The organism is Ancylobacter sp. TW_SC_1, from assembly GCF_056836805.1.
On the sequence record NZ_CM166365.1, the window covers coordinates 4,232,359 to 4,247,005 of the forward strand.

Below are 14,647 nucleotides of genomic sequence, written 5' to 3' on the forward strand. Positions count from 1 at the left end.
CGCGTGCGTGTTCGCTGCACTGTCGCCGTAGTGAGTGTCCGGGAATGCGTCAGTTGTGGAGGCCCGCGACGCGGGGCAGCCACAGCGAGAGCACCGGCACATAGGTGATGATGAGGAGAGCGAGGATCTTGATGGCGTAGAAGGGCATCAGAGCCCGTGAGACCGCCATCATCGGCCGGCCCGCCACCGAGGAGATGACGAACAGGTTGGTGCCCACCGGCGGCGTGTTCAGCCCGATCATCAAATTGACGATCACGATGATCGCGAAATGGATCGGGTCGATGCCGAACTGCACCGCCGTCGGCTGCAGGATCGGCACGAAGATGAGGATCGCCGGCACGGTGTCGACGAAGGCGCCGACGACCAGCAGGAAGACGTTGACGATGAGCAGGAAGACATAGGGGTTGTCGGTCAGCGACTGGAACAGGTCGCGCGCCGCGTTGGGCACGTTCTCCATCGCCAGATACCAGGCGAAGAGATTGGACGTCGCCACGATGATCATGATCGTCGCCGAGGTCATGGCGCTCTCGCGGAAGACCTCGACGAGCCTCCTGAGCCCGACGGTCCGGTAGGCCACGACGCACAGCAGCATGGCATAGCCGCACAGCACCGCCGCCGCCTCCGTCGCGGTGAACATGCCGCCCCGCACGCCACCGACGATCAGCAGCGGCGCCGCCAGCACCGGGAGCGCCTTCACCGTCGCCTTCGCGAATACCATCGGCCCGGTTTCCTGCGGAACGATGACCGGATCGTTGCGGCGGGCGAAGGCGACATAGCCCATCAGGAGAACGGCGATCAGGAAGGCCGGCAGGATGCCGGCAAAGAACATCGCGCCGATCGAGAGCTTGGTGGGGATCGCATAGATCACCATGATCAGGCTCGGCGGCAGGATCGGCGCCATGATCGCGCCGGAGATCGTCAGCGCCGCGGCGAAGTCGGCGGTGTAGCCGCGCGCCTTCATCGCCGGGATCATCACCGCGCCGATGGCGGCGGAATCGGCCGTCGCCGAGCCCGAGACGCCCGCCATCATCAGATTGGCCAGCACGTTGACATGGGCGAGGCCGCCGCGAATGCGCCCGACCATGACGTCGGCGAACTCGATCAGCCGCTGGATGACGCCGCCGGCGACGAGGATGTTACCGCCGAGGACGAAGAGCGGCAGGGCCAGCAGCGCATAGGCGTTCATGCCTGAAAACATGCGCTGGGCGGCGATGCTCGGGCTGGTGATGCCCGCCAGGGTGAGGCCTGCGACCGCTAGGAGGCCGATGCTGAAGGCGATCGGCACCCCGACCACCAGCAGCACCACGAGAAGCAGGACGAGGATCACCGCCGTCATTGCACGGCCTCCTTCCTCGACAGGAGCAGGTGGATCTTGCCGAGGAAGGCCAGCACCGACAGGAAGCAGGTGACGGGAATGACCATGTAGAACAGGCCCATCGGCAGGCGCATGGCGGTCGAGGGCTGCGACCAGGAGTTCCGGGCGAGCTCGAGGCCGCCATAACCGATGTAGCCGACGAAGAAACAGGCCGCGAGGAGGCCGCCAGCTTGAAGGAACCTGACGGCCATTGATTGACCTTCGCGCGGAAGGACGTCGAGCCGAATGTGCTGATCCTTCTCGATCGCCCGGTACATGCCGAAGAAGGACAGGACGACCAGAAGAAGCTGGGACAGTTCTTCCGGCCAGGGCAGCGCGGCGTGATAGAAGTACCGGGCGCAGACTTGGAGGATCATCGCGAAGACGATGACCGCCAGGCAGGAAACGATGATCGTGTCGACGATTTTGTGAAGAACGGCAATTCGGCTCAAAGGAATACCCTTTCCGAACGTGATGGTGCCGCAGACTGGAAGACGGTTACTTCACGGCGGCGGCGCGTTCGGCGCGGATCGTCTCGATCTCGTCATAGACCGCCTTCACGAAGGCCGGATCGAGTTCCTTGTTGAGGTATTCCTGCATCGGCGCCTTGACGGCGTCGCGGAAGGTCGCCGCCTCTTCCGGCGTCGGGAAGTAGACCTGCATGCCCTTCTTGCGCAAGGCATCGACGGTCACCACGCGGGACTGGTAGTTGCGCGCGCCATATTCGGTGGCCGCGGCCATCTGCGCGCCGACGGCGACGATCTCGCGCAGCTCCGGCGACAGGCTCTTGAAGAACGGCTCGCTGATGACGATGCTGTTCAGGCCGAGCTGGTGATTGTCGACCGTCAGGAACTTCTGCACCTCGTAGAACGAGTAGTCGTGGATCACGCCCAGCGGGTTCTCCTGTCCGTCGACCACGCCGGTCTGCAGCGCGCCGTAGAGCTCCGCCCACGGAATTGGCGTCGGCGAACCGCCCATGGCCTTGACCATCGCCAGCGACATCGGGCTCGGCGGCACCCGCATGCGGATACCCTTCATGTCCGCCGCCGACTTGATCGGGCGGACATTGTTGGTGAAGTCGCGGAAGCCGTAGGAGGCGGCCGAGAGCAGGCGCAGGCCGGAGGCCGCCGCCATCTCCTCGTTGGTCTTGGTGAACAGGTCGCTCGCCAGGAAAGCGCGCGCCTCCTCGTCATCAGCGAAGAGATACGGCGTCGCCAGGATCATCATCGGCTTGTAGAAGGCGTCGAGCGTCTGTTCGTCGGCCTGGGCGATCTGGATCGCCCCCGCCTTCGCCTGTTCGAGGCCGTCGGTGATCGAGCCGAGCTGGCCGGCCGGCGAGATGACCACCTCGATCTTGCCGCCGCTGGCGCCCTCGACATAGGCCTTGAACACCTCATAGCCCTTGTGCAGCGGGCTGTCGGTGGCTTCCGAGTGGCTGGCGCGGATCTTGTAGTCGGCCGCCATGGCGCTGACGGGCATCGTCAGGCCAGCCGCCACCAGCGCGGCGGTGAGAGTCCTCATTCCGTTGTTCATGCCATTCCCCTTGGTTTGCGCTTGTGCGCTTGGTGAGACGAACTCACAGGACGCCGTATTTGGCGTAGACCTCGCCAAGCAGCAGGCCGTTCTCCAGCTCCTGCCGCGTCTTGTTCTCGCTGGTCACCTTGGTGAGGGCCGCCTCAATCACCTCGGCGGCGACCTCCTGCGGGATGACCACGACGCCGTCGACGTCGCCGAAGACGATGTCGCCGGGCGCGACGCTGACGCCGCCGCATTCGATCTTCACGTCATAGGCCATCATCTTGCCGCGGCCGCGCGAATCCAGCGGGCCGATGCCGCCATGGAAGACCGGGAAGCCGAGCGAGCGGATGTGGCGCACGTCGCGCACCAGACCATCGGTGACGCAGCCGACCGCCCCCCGCTTGAGCGAGGCGGTGGTGAGCAGTTCGCCCCAGGGCGCGATGCGCTGCGTGGGCCCGGCGCAGCCGAGCACGGCGACGTCGTTGGGCTTGAGGTCGTCGATCAGCGCGATCTCGATCTCGTAGGGGTTCTCGCCCTCGCGCACCGAGTAGGTGTTCATGAACAGGCCCGTGCGGGCATAGCCCATGAGCTTCTGGCTCTCGTCCAGCGGACGGACGAAGGGCGCCATCGCCTGGTCGGGAAGGCCGAAATCATCCAGCACGTCGCTGAGGACGGCGGAGTAGAGCTTCGCCTTCAGGGTTTCGAGATCGAGATCATTCTTGTGCAAGGAGCGTCTCCAAGGCTTCATGTTAAACGTTTAACAAAACCATAAAGTTGTTTATCGATACCGTCAATGGCCCCATAGAGAGTACCCTTCCAGGACGAACGAATGGCCAAGCCGAACCTGCACACCGTCGCCGCGCATGCCGGCGTCTCGATCGCCACGGTCTCCAAGGTCGTGAACGGCATGCGTTACGGCATCTCGGTCGAGACGGTGGAGCGCGTGCAGGCGTCGGTGCGCGAGCTGGGCTACCGCCCCAACCGCATGGGGCGCGGGCTGCGGACACTGCAGCGCTCGATCATCGGCCTGACCATCGTCGATCCCTCGCCGATGTTCCTGGCCGACCCCTTCACCACCCATGTCGCGGCGGGTCTGTCCAACCATCTCAGCCAGCACGGCTTCGGGCTGCTGCTGCACGGCGTCAAGCCGAAGCAGATCGGCGAATCCTTCCTCGTCCGCGAGGCGGTGGTGGACGCCATCTGCATCATGCTGTCGGGCTCGGCCGCCTCGCGCCGGACCAATACCGAGCTTCTCGCCAGCCTCGGGCAGCCGATGATCGTGTTTCAGGACAGGCCGATCGCGGACCTCGCCGACACCTGCTTCGTCAATCAGGACGACGCCGGTGGCGCCAGCACGCTCGCGCGCCATCTGCTGCGCCGCCATCCCAAGAAGGTGGCGATCGTCATCCCGCACATTCCCTGGCCGGCCATCGAGCTGCGGCTCGAGGCCTTCCGGCAGGCGTTCAGGCAGGCGCGGGTCGGCGTGAAGGTGCTGCGCTGCGACGAGAACGACCCCGACGCCATCGCCCACGTGATCGGCGAGCATATCGAGGATCACGGCCTGCCCGACACGATCGTCGGCGCCAACGACAAGATCGCCATCGTCGCGCTGCGGCTGCTGGACAGCCGCGGCATACGCGTTCCCGACCAGGTCGCGGTCTCCGGCTTCAATGCCTTCGAGCCCCACAGCTATGGCGGGGTCAGCCTCACCTCGGCACGCTCGCCGGCCTTCGAGCTGGGCGAGCTCGGCGCGAAGCTGCTGCTGGAGCGCCTGCGCACCGGCGCCTTCGAGAAGCGGGAATACACGCTCCCCGTCACCCTGGTCGAGGGTACCAGCGCCTGAGGCGCGGCGCCCGAGGCGGCCCGCGCCCGCGCCACCTCGCGGATGACGATCATCGGTCGCCATGTGCTAATTTGGCCGCCGGGCTTGACGGGAGATTCGCATGGGAAAGCGCGCCGCACTGCTGGTATCGGCCTACGTGTTCCCTCTTGTGACGGCAGTCGCCGGCATCGCCGGTGCCTCAGACCTCCCTGCGCCTGCGCCGGCAACTCCCGCGGCCTCGTGGACCGGGCTCTATCTGGGCGTGCATGCCGGTTCGGGGCTTTTCTCCACGCAATGGGGCATTGGCACGGGCGAGCTTGCCGCCTCCGCCGCGCAGAGGTTGCCGGTCGATGGCGACGCCGGCGGCGTGTTGGTCGGCGGGCAGATCGGCTACAATCAACAAATTGGCGACATCGTGCTGGGCGCGGAGGCCGACGTCAGCGCCGGCCAGCTCAATTCGATGGTACGCTGCCTGAACGACTGGTGGTCGACCTGCAGCACCGACACCGATGTGATGGGCACGCTCACGGCACGCGCCGGCTACGCGTTCGACAATATGCTGCTCTACGGCAAGGCCGGCTTGGCGCTCGCCAACAGTAATTTCGCGGTACCGGGTAGCGGCTATGTCGGGCGCTACACCGGCTCGGACACGCTGGTCGGCTGGACGGTCGGCGCAGGCGTCGAGATCGCGCTGACGCAGGAGTTCTCCGCCCGGGCGGAGTACAATTACATTGATTTCGGCTCGGCCTCCGTGGGGCTGGAGAATGGCGGGCTGTCGAGCTCGGTTGACCTGTCCCAGTCGGCGCAGATCGTCAAACTCGGTCTCAACTGGCGTCCCGGCGCGGCGCCCCTGCCGGGCACCGCACCGGCCGCGAGCGCCGCTACGCGCGACTGGTCCGGGCTCTATGTCGGCGGCCATGCCGGCGGCGCGTGGGCGCGCGATGAATGGATCTCGAGCGGCGGCATGCTTGCCTCCGTGTCCGAACTCGGCAGCTTCCCCGGCGCCGCCGACGGGCAGGGCCTGTTCGGCGGCGGGCAGATCGGCGTCAACTACCAGTTCGGCTCGTGGGTGGCCGGCCTCGACGCCTCCCTCAGCGCGACGGACCTCGACAGCCATGCCAAGTGCGCGACGAACAATGTCGGCTCCGTGAGCTATGTCTGCCACGACAGCATCTCGTCCCTCGGCACGGTGGCGGGCCGGCTCGGCCGTGGCTGGGGCGACTTCCTGATCTACGCCAAGGCCGGCGCCGCCTGGGCCGATGCCGGCAGCGAGGTTCAGGAATCCGCGTCCACGGACCACAGCAACAGTTCGGGTACGCGCTGGGGCTGGATGGCCGGGGCCGGCGTGGAATACGCGATCGACGCCCGTCTCAGCGCCTTCATCGAATACAACCACATGGATTTCGGCACGCAGGACCTCGCCTTCGCCGGAGCCGGCGGCGCCTCGACCGCCTCGCTGAACCAGACGCTCGACGCGGTGCGCCTCGGCCTCAACTACCGCTTCGCCGGCGACGACACTGGCTCACAAGCGGTCGCGACGCCTGCCGCCTCCACCCCTTCAGGCTGGAGCGCGGAAATCGGCGCCCGCTACTTCCTCAGTTCCGGCCGGATGCAGAAGGACCTCTTCGACCCCCATGAGACACTGCGCCTCAACTCCCGCCTGATCTACGAGGACACGACCGGGCAGGCGGGTGAGACCTTCTTCCGGTTCGACAACGACAACGGCCTGTTCCTCAAGGGCTTTGTCGGCCTCGGCCAGCTCAATGGCGGCTCCCTGCATGACGAGGACTTTCCCGCCGGCCCGGCCTATTCCAACACGCTCTCGTCGCTGCACGCCGGGCGTCTGTCCTATGGCGCGCTGGATGTCGGCTATGACGCCGTCTCGGTGCGAGGCGGTAGCCTCGGCGCCTTCATCGGTTATCGGGCGCTCTATCAGGGCGCCGACGGTTATAGCTGCACGCAGGTCGGGCTCTCCGATATCTGCGGCGCGGCCGATCGCGCCGCCTATCCCGCCCTCGCCTCCAACCTCGGCCTGAGCGAGACCGAGCTCTGGCAGGGTGTGGCGCTCGGGCTGAACGCCCGCCTGCGCCTGTCCGACCGCGTCACGCTCGACGTGGATGCCGCCTATCTGCCCTATGTCACGCGCTCGTCCTACGACAATCACTGGTTCCGTCCCGACATCAATCCGCAGTCCGAGACGGGCGACGGATGGGGTACGCAGATCGAGGCCGCCCTGACCTACGCGGTGAACGACCGCCTCGATATCGGCATTGGCGGGCGCTACTGGTTCTTCGCCACCGACAACGCACAGACGCAGTTCCCCTCCACCCTGTTGCCGTCGCCCCAGACCTTCTATACCGAGCGCTACGGTGCGTTCCTTCAGGCCTCCTACCGCTTCGGCGACCGGCGACCGGCACGCGAAGCGGGCGACCTGCCGGTGAAGGCCACCGAACCCGCCATGAACTGGACCGGCCTCTATGCCGGCGGCACGCTCGGCGCGGGCAAGGCCGGCAGCAGCTACCAGTCCCCCTTCGTGCCGCCGGTCACCGGCGATGCCGTCGATCTGGGCGGGGCGATCGCGGGGGGCCAGATCGGCGTCGACTACCAGATGGGCGATATCGTCATCGGCGCCGAGGCATCGGGCGCCTGGGCCAACATCGTCGGCACCAACACCTGCTTCTCCACGGCGCCGGCGGGCGACCTTTCCGGCTTCAACTGCGGCAGCCGGGTCGATGCGCTGATGACCGCGACCGCGCGGCTCGGCTACGCCTTCGATCGCGCACTTGTCTATATGCGCGGCGGCTTCGCCTGGGACCGACAGAAGGATTCCTTCAACAATTTCAACTTCGTCGGTCAGGTGCTGGACAACAGGAGCAGCAATGGCGGCTGGACGCTGGGCGCCGGCATCGACTATGCGCTGCTGCCCAACATGTCAGTGGGGCTGGAGTACCGACATGTCGAGCTCGACGCCTCCTCGGCCTTCTACACCACCGCCCCGGCCTCGCTGACCGGCGTCAGCCTCGCACCCGACAGCACGAAGCTCGATATCATCGCCATGACGGTGAACTGGCGCTTCGGCGCCACGCCGTAAACCCGGCGCTCAGGTCCGCAGGCCCGGCGCCTCCTGGCCGGTGCGCGCGACATATTCCGTGTAGCCGCCGCCATATTGATGGATGCCGTCCGGCGTCAGCTCCAGCACGCGGTTCGACAGCGCGGCGAGGAAATGCCGGTCATGCGAGACGAACAGCATGGTCCCCTCGTAATTCGCCAGCGCCGCCACCAGCATCTCCTTGGTGGCGATGTCGAGATGGTTGGTCGGCTCGTCCAGCACCAGGAAGTTCGGCGGGTCGAACAGCATCTTGGCCATCACCAGCCGGGCCTTCTCGCCGCCCGAGAGCACCCGGCACTTCTTTTCCACGTCGTCGCCCGAGAAGCCGAAGCAGCCCGCCAGCGCGCGCAGCGAACCCTGCGCGGCCTGCGGAAACGCGTCCTCCAGCGACTGGAACACGGTGCGCTCGCCCTCCAGCACTTCCATGGCGTGCTGGGCGAAATAGGCCATCTTCACGCTGCCGCCGAGCGCGACCGTGCCGTCGTCCGGCGCGGTCGAGCCCGTCACCAGCTTCAGCAGCGTCGACTTGCCGGCGCCGTTGACGCCCATCACCGCCCACCGCTCGCGCCGGCGCACATGGAAGTCCAGCCCCTCATAGATGGTGCGGGTGCCGTAGCTCTTGTGCACGTTCTTCAGGCTGACCACGTCCTCGCCCGAGCGCGGCGCCGGCTGGAACTCGAAGGCGACGGTCTGGCGGCGGCGGGGCGGCTCGACGCGCTCGATCTTGTCGAGCTTCTTCACCCGGCTCTGCACCTGCGCGGCGTGCGAGGCGCGCGCCTTGAAGCGTTCGATGAAGGCGATCTCCTTGGCGAGCATCGCCTGCTGGCGCTCGAACTGCGCCTGCTGCTGCTTTTCCGACAGTGCCCGCTGCTGGGCATAGAACTCGTAGTCGCCGGAGTAGCTGGTGAGCGCGCCGGCGTCGATCTCCACCACCTTGTTGACGATGCGGTTCATGAAGGCGCGGTCGTGCGAGGTCATCATCAGCGCGCCGTCGAAATTCTTCAGGAACGCCTCCAGCCAGATCAGGCTCTCGATGTCGAGATGGTTCGAGGGCTCGTCGAGCAGCATCACGTCCGGGCGCATGAGCAGGATGCGGGCGAGCGCCACGCGCATCTTCCAGCCGCCCGACAGCTTGCCGACATCGCCTTCCATCATCTCCTGCGTAAAGCCGAGGCCGGCCAGCACCTCGCTCGCGCGACCCTCCAGCGAATAGCCGTCGAGTTCCTCGAAGCGCGCCTGCACCTCGCCATAACGCTCGATGATCGCGTCCATCTCGTCGGCCCGCTCGGGATCGACCATGGCCGCTTCGAGCTCGCGCATCTCGGCGGCGATCGAACTCACCGGGCCGGCACCGTCCATCACCTCGGCCAGCACCGGCTGCCCCGCCATCTCGCCGACATCCTGGCTGAAATAGCCGATGGTGATGCCGCGATCGGTGGAGACCTGCCCCTCGTCGGGCGCCTCCTCGCCGGTGATCAGACGGAACAGCGTCGTCTTGCCGGCGCCGTTGGGGCCGACCAGCCCCACCTTCTCGCCCTTCAGCAGCGTCGCCGACGCCTCGATGAAGACGATCTGCTTGCCGTTCTGTTTGCCGATGGAGTCGAGCCGGATCATGCGTGCACGGATTCCTTGGGAGAGATGCGCGCACTTAGGCCATTTGCCGCCCCGAAGGAAGGGCGCGGGGGCGAGAGTACCTGCCGACGCACCTGCCGGCGGGCCTTTCCGCGTCGATCTGTCTGGTCCGGTCGCCGCCCCGACGGCGCCGTAAAACGCTTTATCCGACGGCAGTTTCGGGGCGAAACCGGGCGACCAGGGCGGTCGCGGATTGCGGGCTCAGTTCCACGCGCTCCGATCCTTGCACCAGCAAGGCGTCGCCGGCGTCGAGCGCGACGCCATCGGCCGCGTGCCATGTGCCGGCGACCGCATAGACGATCGCAAGCTCGTCCGCGCCGAGCAGCAGCTCGCCGGCCTCGCGCCACACCGCAACCTCCGCCGTCCAGCGCCCACGGCGTGTCATGACGTTGATCACCCGTACCGGCCCCGAAGCGAGGCGGGAGACCGGCGCGGCGGCACTGTCGAAGAAGAGCGGCGTCAGGGGATCGAGACGCCGCGTCATGCCGCCGAAATCAAGCGCCAGCCCGTGTCCCTCGATGAGGGTAATGTGGCGGTCGATGCCGGGAAAGGACGAGAACGGCACCTCCTCGTCGATCGGCGCGAGGCTGATGCGGATGTCGAAATCCCGCCGGCTCGCGCCTTCCGGCAGCAGCAGGACATCGGTGGTGACACCGTGTCCGTTGTTCCACGGCGTCGAGACGTAGTCGTGCTTGGAGAGGATGCGCAGCATTTTCCGGTCCTGAGGTCGCCGAGGACTAGTGAGCGTTCCGCCCCGCGTCAATCGACGCGCGACGGGGGCGGTCAGATGCTGATGCGCCCGGTCGCCAGCCCATAGAGCGCGACCACCGCGCCGGCGGCCGCGGCGGCGAAGAGCAGGGCCTCGGCGTGGGTGAAGACCCGGTGCTCGCGCTCCTTCTGCGCGATGACGAACAGCGCGGTGCCCGGCGCGTAGATCACCAGCGAGAGCAGCAGGAACTTCAGCCCGCCCGTATAGATCAGCCCGGCGGCATAGATCGTCGCCAGCACGGCGCGCGTGAGATCGACGCCGCGCTCGCGCGGCTGCCCCGCATAGGTCTCGCCGCTGAGGGCCAGCTTGAGCGCATAGGCGGCGACGAGGAGATAGGGCAGCAGGATCATCGACGAGGTGAGCTTCAGCGCCAGCAGGAAGGCCTGCTCGGCGAACAGCGTCAGTATCAGGAAAAGCTGGATCAGGATGTTGGTCAGCCACAGCGCGGCGAAGGGTACCTTGTTGCGGTTCTCCGCCGCCAGGAAGGCCGGCATGCTTTCCATCTTCGCCGCCGAGAACAGCACCTCCGCCGCCAGCAGCGACCAGGACAGATAGGCGCCGAGCACCGAGATGATGAGGCCGACACTCACGAAGACCGCGCCCCAGGGGCCGACCACGGCCCGCAGCACGCCCGCCATGGACGGGTTGCGCAGTCCCGCGAGGTCGGGACGCAGCATCACGCCATAGGACAGCATCGTCACCAGCACGAGCAGGCACAGCACGCCGAGAAAGCCGAGCAGGGTCGCGATACCGACATCCGCGCGCCTGCGGGCATAGCGGGAATAGACGCTGGCGCCCTCGATGCCGACGAAGACGAACACCGTCACCAGCATGGTGCCGCGCACCTGCGCGAACAGTCCCTCGGCCTCCAGCCCCGGTCCGCCGTAGAAATTCGCGGCGAAGATGTCCGCCTTGAAGCCGACGCCGACGAAGACGAGGAAGACCAGGATCGGAATGATCTTCGCCACCGTCACCACGGTGTTGACGAAGGCCGCCCCGCGCACCCCGCGCAGGATCATGAAATGCACGACCCAGATGCCGACCGAGGACAGGACCACTGCCACGACCGTGTTGCCGTCGCCGAGGATGGGAAACAGCGCGCCCCAGGTCGACTTGACCAGCACCCAGTAGGACACGTTGCCGAGGCAGCAGACGGTCCAGTAGCCCAGCGCCGAGAGAAAGCCGGGATAATTGCCGAAGCCGGCCTTGGCATAGGCATAGACGCCGGCGTCGAGTTCCGGCTTGCGGCGCGAAAGCGTCTGGAACACGAAGGCCAGCATCAGCATGCCGCCGCCGGCGATTGACCAGGCGATGAGCGCGCCCAGCCCCCCGGTCACCTGCCCGAAGGTCTGCGGCAGCGAGAAGATGCCCGCCCCCACCATGGAGCCGACCACCATGGCGGTCAGCGTGGGGAGCGCGAATTTCTGCGGGGAAGGCTGGGTCATCGGTCGCCTGAGTACGTGGTCCGGACGGCATCGAAGGCTGCGCGGGGTTCGGGCGCGGCGTTCACCGCTCCCGTTTCCCGGCCCAGCGGAGGCGAAGCCAGAGCGCCGAGCCGGGATCCAGCGCAAGACTCCACCGCAGGCGCTGCACTCGATCCCCCTGAGGGGATTTCGAGGCTTCGGCCCTTTTCCCCCGGACCCCGGATCGGCGCTGCACGATGTGCAGCTTGTCCGGGGAACGGGAAGAGGCCGCCCTCAGAACTCCACCGCGTCGCGGATGATCGGGCAGGTCATGCAATGGCCGCCACCGCGCCCGCGCCCGAGCTCGGAACCGTCGATGGTGATCACCTCGATGCCGGCCTTGCGCAGCAGCGTGTTGGCGTAGGTGTTGCGGTCATAGGCGAACACCACGCCGGGCGAGGCGCAGACGAGGTTGGCGCCGGAATCCCATTGCGTACGCTCGCGCATGTAGTCATTGCCGCCGGTCTCGACGACGCGGATTTGCTTGAGGCCGAGCGCCTCCTTCACCGTCTCCACGAGGCCCTTGTCCTTGGAGAGCTCGACGCCGCCCTTGCCATCCGGCCGGTAGGAGAAGCACTCGATCTTATCGACGATGTCGGGATAGAGCAGCACGCAGTCGCGGTCGGCGAAGGTGAACACCGTGTCGAGATGCATCGCCGCGCGCAGCTTCGGCATGGCGGCGACGATGACACGCTCGGCGGCGCCTTGCGCGAACAGCGCCGCCGCCGCCTGGCTGATCGCCTGGCGCGAGGTGCGCTCGCTCATGCCGATCAGCACGTTGCCCTTGCCGATCGGCATGACGTCGCCACCTTCCAGCGTGGCGAGGCCCCAATCCCTGGTCGGATCGCCCCACCACACCTTCACCTTGCCGGCGAAATCCGGGTGGAACGTGTAGATCGAGGTGGTGAGGATGGTCTCCTCGTGCCGCGCCGGCCAGTAGAGCGGGTTCAGCGTCACGCCGCCATAGATCCAGCAGGTGGTGTCGCGCGTGTAGAGCGTGTTCGGCAGCGGCGGCAGCAGGTATTCGTTGACGCCCGCCGCGTCGCGGATCAGCGCCAGCGTCTCGCCGCCGATGGTCTCGGGGAACTCATACGTCGACAGGCCGCCAATCAGCGTCTCGGCGAGCTGGCGGTTGGGCAGACCTTCGAGATAGGAGCGGACCTCGTCGACAAAGCCAAGGCCGATCTGGTTCGGCGCCACCTGGTTGTCGAGGATCCACTTCTTCGCCTCGGGGATGGCGACGGTCTCGGTGAGCAAATTGTGCATCTCCACCACCTCGATGCCGCGGTCGCGCATCTTGGTGATGAAGTCGAAATGATCGCGCTTGGCGACATCGACCCACAGCACATCGTCGAACAGCAGGGAATCGCAGTTGCTCGGGGTGAGGCGCTGGTGGGCGCGGCCGGGCGCGCAGACCATGACCTTGCGCAGCTGGCCGACCTCGGAGTGAACGCCGAAATTGGTTTCCATCATTGGGCTCCAGGTACGTTTCTTGTCAGGGTGTTATGGTGCCGGTCAGCAGGCCATACGCGCCGATCACCCCCGCCACGACCGTGACGCCGAAGACGATGAGCTCGACCGGCGTGAAGAGGCGTGCGCGCTGCTCGCGCCGGGCCCAGAAGTACAGGATCGTCCCCGGCACGAAGAGCACGGCGACCAGCAGCACGTATTTCAGACCCGCCGCGACGAACATGAACAGCGTGTAGACGACGGCGATCCACGCGAAGATCTGGTCGCGGCCGCGCTGCTCGGGCGTGGTCTCGTAGCCCTTGCCGCTGCGGGCGAGCAGCACGCCATAGCCGGCGACCAGCAGATAGGGCAGCAGCGCCGTCACGCTGGTCATGTCCAGCATGAAGTTGAAGGCGTCGCGCGACCAGTAGGTCGAGACGACGAACAGCGAGACGACGATATTGGTCAGCCAGAGCGCGTTGGCCGGCACGCGGTTGCCGTTCTGCGCTGCGAACATCTTCGGCATGTCCTGCGACTTGGCCGCGGCGAACAGCACCTCGGCGCAGATCAGCGACCAGGCGAGATAGGCGCCGAGCACCGAGACGAGCACGCCGATGGAGATGAACACCGCGCCCCAGTGCCCGACGACCAGTTCGAGGGCGCCGGCAAGGGAGGGATTGGGCACCCCGGCGATGGCCGCGCGGGGCGCCGTGGCGAAGGGCAGCAGCGTGACAGCGACCATCAGGCCGGTCACGGCGACGAAGCCGAGGATGGTGGCGGAGCCGACATCCGAACGCTTCTTGGCGAAGCGGGAATAGACGCTCGCGCCTTCGATGCCGAGGAACACGAAGACCGTGATCAGCATCGTGTCGCGGACCTGCGCCACCAGGGTCTTCTCCGGCATACCGACGCCGCCGAAGAAATTCTCGGAGAACTGCGAATAATTGAAGAAGAACACGAAGGCGAGGATCGCCACGATCAGCGGCACGATCTTGGCGATGGTGACGACGCTGTTGATGAAGGTCGCCTGCTCGACGCCGCGCAGGATCATGAAATGGAAGGCCCAGATGCCGACCAGCGACACGATGATTGCCGTCGCCGTGCTGCCATCGCCGAAGAAATCGGGGAAGAAGCGCCCCAGCGTCGAGCCGATCAGCACCCAGTAGAACACGTTGCCGAGGCAGCTTCCCAGCCAGTAGCCGAAGGCGGAGAGGAAGCCCATATAGTCGCCGAAGCCGGCCTTGGCGTAGGCGAAGACGCCGGAATCGATGTCCGGCCGCTTTTCCGCCAGCGCCTGGAAGACGCGCGCCAGCATGTACATGCCGGTGCCGGCGATGATCCAGGCGATGATGGCGCCGAACGGACCCGTCGCCGTCGCGAAACGGCCGGGCAGGTTGAAGATGCCGGCCCCGACCATGGAGCCGACCACCATCGCGGTCAGGCTAGGAAGAGAAAGCTTTCCGGCCGACGAATCAGCCATGACGCACCTCACCGAAAGAGAACACGAATCGATGCATCCACTACAAGGCTC

At 66.5% G+C, this 14,647-nt stretch carries 11 protein-coding genes; 2 read left to right on the forward strand and 9 right to left on the reverse strand.

From position 1 onward, the window contains the following. Nucleotides 1-49: 49 nt before the first annotated feature. From AC1PZ7_RS20095 to AC1PZ7_RS20110, 4 genes are read right to left on the reverse strand one after another with little or no spacing between them, the layout of a single operon-like run. Entirely contained in the window at nucleotides 50-1,336 is a 1,287-nt protein-coding gene (locus AC1PZ7_RS20095; RefSeq protein ID WP_482356951.1) for a TRAP transporter large permease, read from the reverse strand. Then, complete coding sequence (locus tag AC1PZ7_RS20100) at nucleotides 1,333-1,806, reverse strand: TRAP transporter small permease (protein ID WP_482356952.1); 474 nt, start codon at nucleotides 1,804-1,806, stop codon at nucleotides 1,333-1,335. Before AC1PZ7_RS20100 ends, AC1PZ7_RS20095 begins: the two co-directional genes overlap by 4 nt. A gap of 46 nt (nucleotides 1,807-1,852) precedes the next feature. After that, on the reverse strand, nucleotides 1,853-2,887 hold the full coding sequence (locus AC1PZ7_RS20105; RefSeq protein ID WP_482356953.1) for a TRAP transporter substrate-binding protein: 1,035 nt from the start codon (nucleotides 2,885-2,887) through the stop codon (nucleotides 1,853-1,855). 43 nt (nucleotides 2,888-2,930) lie between these two features. Beyond that, nucleotides 2,931-3,599 (reverse strand): RraA family protein, encoded by a 669-nt coding sequence (locus tag AC1PZ7_RS20110; protein ID WP_482356954.1) that lies wholly within the window; start codon nucleotides 3,597-3,599, stop codon nucleotides 2,931-2,933. 102 nt (nucleotides 3,600-3,701) lie between these two features. Between AC1PZ7_RS20110 and AC1PZ7_RS20115 the strand changes: the two genes are divergently transcribed. Then, nucleotides 3,702-4,715, forward strand: coding sequence for a LacI family DNA-binding transcriptional regulator (locus AC1PZ7_RS20115; RefSeq protein ID WP_482356955.1), 1,014 nt, complete (start codon nucleotides 3,702-3,704; stop codon nucleotides 4,713-4,715). A 100-nt stretch (nucleotides 4,716-4,815) separates the two neighbouring features. Continuing rightward, nucleotides 4,816-7,785 carry an outer membrane protein gene (locus AC1PZ7_RS20120; protein ID WP_482356956.1) on the forward strand — a complete coding sequence of 990 codons (2,970 nt, stop codon included), beginning with the start codon at nucleotides 4,816-4,818 and terminating at the stop codon, nucleotides 7,783-7,785. A 9-nt stretch (nucleotides 7,786-7,794) separates the two neighbouring features. Here the strand turns inward: AC1PZ7_RS20120 and AC1PZ7_RS20125 are convergent, their stop codons facing one another. The 5 genes from AC1PZ7_RS20125 to AC1PZ7_RS20145 all read right to left on the reverse strand — a co-directional run bounded on the left by AC1PZ7_RS20125 (nucleotide 7,795) and on the right by AC1PZ7_RS20145 (nucleotide 14,596). Continuing rightward, nucleotides 7,795-9,417 (reverse strand): ABC-F family ATP-binding cassette domain-containing protein, encoded by a 1,623-nt coding sequence (locus AC1PZ7_RS20125; RefSeq protein ID WP_482356957.1) that lies wholly within the window; start codon nucleotides 9,415-9,417, stop codon nucleotides 7,795-7,797. Between the two features lie 160 nt (nucleotides 9,418-9,577). Further along, nucleotides 9,578-10,147, reverse strand: coding sequence for a HutD/Ves family protein (locus tag AC1PZ7_RS20130; RefSeq protein WP_482356958.1), 570 nt, complete (start codon nucleotides 10,145-10,147; stop codon nucleotides 9,578-9,580). Between the two features lie 71 nt (nucleotides 10,148-10,218). Continuing rightward, on the reverse strand, nucleotides 10,219-11,649 hold the full coding sequence (locus AC1PZ7_RS20135; RefSeq protein WP_482356959.1) for a basic amino acid/polyamine antiporter: 1,431 nt from the start codon (nucleotides 11,647-11,649) through the stop codon (nucleotides 10,219-10,221). 252 nt (nucleotides 11,650-11,901) lie between these two features. After that, nucleotides 11,902-13,137 carry an arginine deiminase gene (locus AC1PZ7_RS20140; protein WP_482356960.1) on the reverse strand — a complete coding sequence of 412 codons (1,236 nt, stop codon included), beginning with the start codon at nucleotides 13,135-13,137 and terminating at the stop codon, nucleotides 11,902-11,904. Between the two features lie 25 nt (nucleotides 13,138-13,162). After that, a complete protein-coding gene (locus AC1PZ7_RS20145; protein ID WP_482356961.1) occupies nucleotides 13,163-14,596 on the reverse strand; it encodes a basic amino acid/polyamine antiporter in 1,434 nt (477 codons plus the stop codon). Nucleotides 14,597-14,647: the final 51 nt, after the last annotated feature.

Coding starts and splice junctions, on each gene's coding strand:
- AC1PZ7_RS20095 (WP_482356951.1), bottom strand. CDS start 1,336: ATGACGGCGGTGATCCTCGTCCTGCTTCTCGTGGTGCTGCTGGTGGTC.
- AC1PZ7_RS20105 (WP_482356953.1), bottom strand. CDS start 2,887: ATGAACAACGGAATGAGGACTCTCACCGCCGCGCTGGTGGCGGCTGGC.
- AC1PZ7_RS20115 (WP_482356955.1), top strand. CDS start 3,702: ATGGCCAAGCCGAACCTGCACACCGTCGCCGCGCATGCCGGCGTCTCG.
- AC1PZ7_RS20120 (WP_482356956.1), top strand. CDS start 4,816: ATGGGAAAGCGCGCCGCACTGCTGGTATCGGCCTACGTGTTCCCTCTT.
- AC1PZ7_RS20125 (WP_482356957.1), bottom strand. CDS start 9,417: ATGATCCGGCTCGACTCCATCGGCAAACAGAACGGCAAGCAGATCGTC.
- AC1PZ7_RS20130 (WP_482356958.1), bottom strand. CDS start 10,147: ATGCTGCGCATCCTCTCCAAGCACGACTACGTCTCGACGCCGTGGAAC.
- AC1PZ7_RS20135 (WP_482356959.1), bottom strand. CDS start 11,649: ATGACCCAGCCTTCCCCGCAGAAATTCGCGCTCCCCACGCTGACCGCC.
- AC1PZ7_RS20140 (WP_482356960.1), bottom strand. CDS start 13,137: ATGGAAACCAATTTCGGCGTTCACTCCGAGGTCGGCCAGCTGCGCAAG.
- AC1PZ7_RS20145 (WP_482356961.1), bottom strand. CDS start 14,596: ATGGCTGATTCGTCGGCCGGAAAGCTTTCTCTTCCTAGCCTGACCGCG.